3 protein-coding genes are annotated in these 3,437 nt (G+C 41.5%); all 3 read right to left on the minus strand.

Annotated features, from left to right (window positions below; translation table 11 throughout):
• Window positions 1–420 (minus strand): hypothetical protein (locus KGZ93_00745; GenBank protein MBS3908152.1); only part of this gene is annotated, 420 nt, incomplete at its 3' end.
• A gap of 57 nt (window positions 421–477) precedes the next feature.
• Complete coding sequence (locus KGZ93_00750) at window positions 478–1,626, minus strand: S8 family peptidase (protein ID MBS3908153.1); 1,149 nt, start codon at window positions 1,624–1,626, stop codon at window positions 478–480.
• A gap of 1,005 nt (window positions 1,627–2,631) precedes the next feature.
• A partial coding sequence (locus tag KGZ93_00755; protein MBS3908154.1) for an amidase domain-containing protein occupies window positions 2,632–3,437 on the minus strand: 806 nt, incomplete at its 5' end.

The raw sequence follows: 3,437 nt of genomic DNA on the forward strand, positions 1-3,437 counted from the left end.
ACCTGTCTGATCGGTATTGATACACTGGTTTAATTCCTGGCGCCAAATCTCGATATCTTTGTTGGCTGCCTCTAATTGCTTTTGCGAAAGCTTCTTCGCGTTATTCTTCATGAAGGCAGAGCGCCCTTTAAGAGCAGGTGCATCATCGGCTTTAGCATAATTTAAACGATATTCTCTCTCGGTATGAAATACTGCTGAGACCTCTGCGCCAGAACTTTCTTGAGAGACAAGGGATATCTTCGTATCAAGTAGCTTCCAGTGCCTAAGATCCGTATCTTTTTTAAGATAATCGCCTAATTGTGCCTGCAGCTCTTTGATTGTTACTGAAGATAGTTGTTTGTTTTGATTATTGCTAGCTATAGCGTATCCAGTGATAACAATTAAAAGTAAGAGCGTAAAAAAGATTAGACTTTTACTCATGATAAGCCTCCCAGCGCTAGTTGAGCCAGAATCAAATTTATTGCAAATACTAAATGATTATCTTGCAGATATTAGTTTAGCAGCATCTACTAAACCAGAGCCTTGTTCCTCTGGCGTTGTATTTTGGAGATAGCTTGCCGTTCTTTTTAATTGCTCCAAAATCTGAAGAGGTGTAAGCTCAGGATTGATCTGCAATTTCAAGGCTACAGCACCAGTAACATGTGGTGCTGCCATGCTGGTGCCATTTAAGGTTGCATAACCCCCATTGTTAAAAGTCGAATAAATATTACTTCCCGGTGCAGCTACGTCAATTTCTGGACCACGGCTGCTAAACGATGTAACTAGATTATTCTCGTCGGTTGCGGCAACAGCAATTACCTCATTAAATCTAGCTGGATAATTCACAGTATTTAAACCTGGCCCATTATTTCCAGCCGCCGCTACAATAATTAGGCCAGTGCTGCAAGCGTTCTTTACAGCCTTATGTAAAGCTTTGCTGTAAGTGGTTGTTCCAAGACTCATATTCGCAACCTGTATACGGTTATCCACTGCCCATTGCAAGCCCTCGATAACATCGGAAATCCTACCTGACCCTGTTTTATCTAAAACTTTTACTGCAAAAAGCTCAGCCTTTGGTGCTGCACCTATAACACCAATACTATTATCAACTGCAGCTACAATGCCGGCAACATGGCTACCGTGACCATGATCATCGTTTGCGCTTGCCTTACGGTTGATTGCGTTAAAACCGCCTTTTACGTTTGCAGCTAAATCCGGATGGGCTATATCAATTCCAGTATCGATAACCGCAACTTTAACCCCTGAGCCTATCGATACTGGCCATACAAGGTCTGCGTTAATCCTATCTATGCCCCAGGGTAAAGCCTGGGTTGATTCAGCGATGGTTTTGCCACCTAAAGCGACAACGATTCCATCATTCTCAATTCCAATAACACCAGGGCTCTTAGCCAAAGCTGTCTGCGCTTCTGATGGCAACACAGCAACTGCGGCGTTTATTAAATGGAGGTGTTTCAAGCGGTATCCGTATTTGCGAATCAAAGCGTCTTGCGCTTCCGGCTTTACCTTATTATCAAATAGAATGATCTTTCTTTCGTAGGTCTTGCTGCCAGAAGCTGCTACGATCGAGGCAGTCAACATTAATACTATGCAAATAAGCATACATGAAAGCGCTAATCTCTTTTGCATTTTGTACTCTCCTTAACTAAGGGATTCGCTTAGAAATTGTTTAACCCAAAATCGGATTCGACCCAATACCAACAGAGCGCACGAAACGTGCGATCCTAATTATAAGCTATCGCCTGCCTTAATCCTATTAATTGCCCTGAACGCTATATGATCCCTTATAATCCCTTTAGCTATAGAAAACCGTGGCCTAATAAGAATTTCCAAGACCAAAATGCAAAAGATTATATAGAAGACCGCTGCTGCGGCCAAGCAAGGGAAACAAAAACGTCCCGACAAGATAAATTGCGCTATTTGGAGGTACAGCGCGAAACTAGCAGATATGGCAGAGATAACTAAAGCTAAATATTGTAAGCTTGTATGGCGATTAGCAAATAGAATAATAGCTGCTAATACAAGAGAAACAACAATACCTAGAATAGCGATATAAATACCATTAACCTTAAGAAAACTTACCTGGTTGCAAGATGGGCAGCTATTCGCGTTATATCTAACCCATGTTGTGTGGGCAAGTAAAATTGCGTTTAGCAAGCAAAGAACAGCTATCTTATTAAACCTGTTGGCTAGCAATTTATCTCTCCTTATACAATAGTTAGACTTGTTAGACTTATTTCCAAAGCTGGCCAAGCTTAGAAAGCTTACTAAGGGCAGCTATGTCTCTATAGACGCGATCACCCCTGAAAAGGCGATATGTATGTGCCTGATAACCCTAAGAATTAGCCTGATTGCAAGATGAGCATGCTGGACTGTACTTGATCCAGATTATATAGTGTACGCAAGAAAGTGTTGACTAAGCAAAGAAATGCCCTATTATATGTTTGCGAACAACATCCCCTCCTACTTAAAATGGATGCTAGACATATATGCGGTGCATAGACTACGAAGTCACATATTACCAAGCCAGACCATCGCCTAGCGAGGTGACGGCCTGGCTTAGCCGATTTATTCTTGAAAGCGCTCGGTTGTTATCTCAATCCGCTGCTTAAAACTCATTTACGCAAGCTTTTATTAATATATTACATAATAGTAATAAGCGTCTGAGATTGTGCCGTTCCATATATACCATTTCCTATCGCTTGTATGGGCTGCAAGTCTTCTGGTTGTACCATCGTTAGATACCATCATCATGGCATGATATGCAGAACCTCCACTCATTAAGAAAAATGGATAGCCAGCAACACACTGGTTAAGATTTGTTGCCTGGTTCATATAACCATTTAATACCATGTATGTACGGAGACCATTCGCAGTCCACCACTCTGGCCTGGAATAGTTTTGATCATAATACCAGTAATTGCTCGTTGGTATTCCACCTGCTCGCATCGACTGGGATATATAATCCGCACAATCAGCACAAAGTTTGTATGTGGGATAAACATTGGTATTCCAATAATAAGGATTTGCTAATATACTACTGGTGCATAAGGCGGATGTATTAGAGGTATAATAGTTAGCATAATTAGCAGCACTAATACGGTTATAATTCGCGCTTGCTGATATTTGTTTTTTCATGTTAAGCGTATCTTTAACCGTGCTACTTATTGCATCATAACTATCCTTCTCCACTGCTTGAGGTGTTGGGATTTGGCTAAGTGGCGCAGGGATATAAACAACTCCCCCATCAGGCGCACCATTTTGTTCAAAATAAAACTTCAACGAATCAGGAATAAGCTTCCCGTGAGAATCAAGTGTGCCTGCAACCTTAACCCGCACAACACCTGTCTGATCGGTATTGATACACTGGTTTAATTCCTGGCGCCAAATCTCGATATCTTTGTTGGCTGCCTCTAATTGCTTTTGCGAAAGCTTCTTCG

The sequence above is a fragment of the Actinomycetota bacterium genome (assembly GCA_018333515.1).
Lineage (GTDB): Bacteria > Actinomycetota > Aquicultoria > Aquicultorales > Aquicultoraceae > Aquicultor.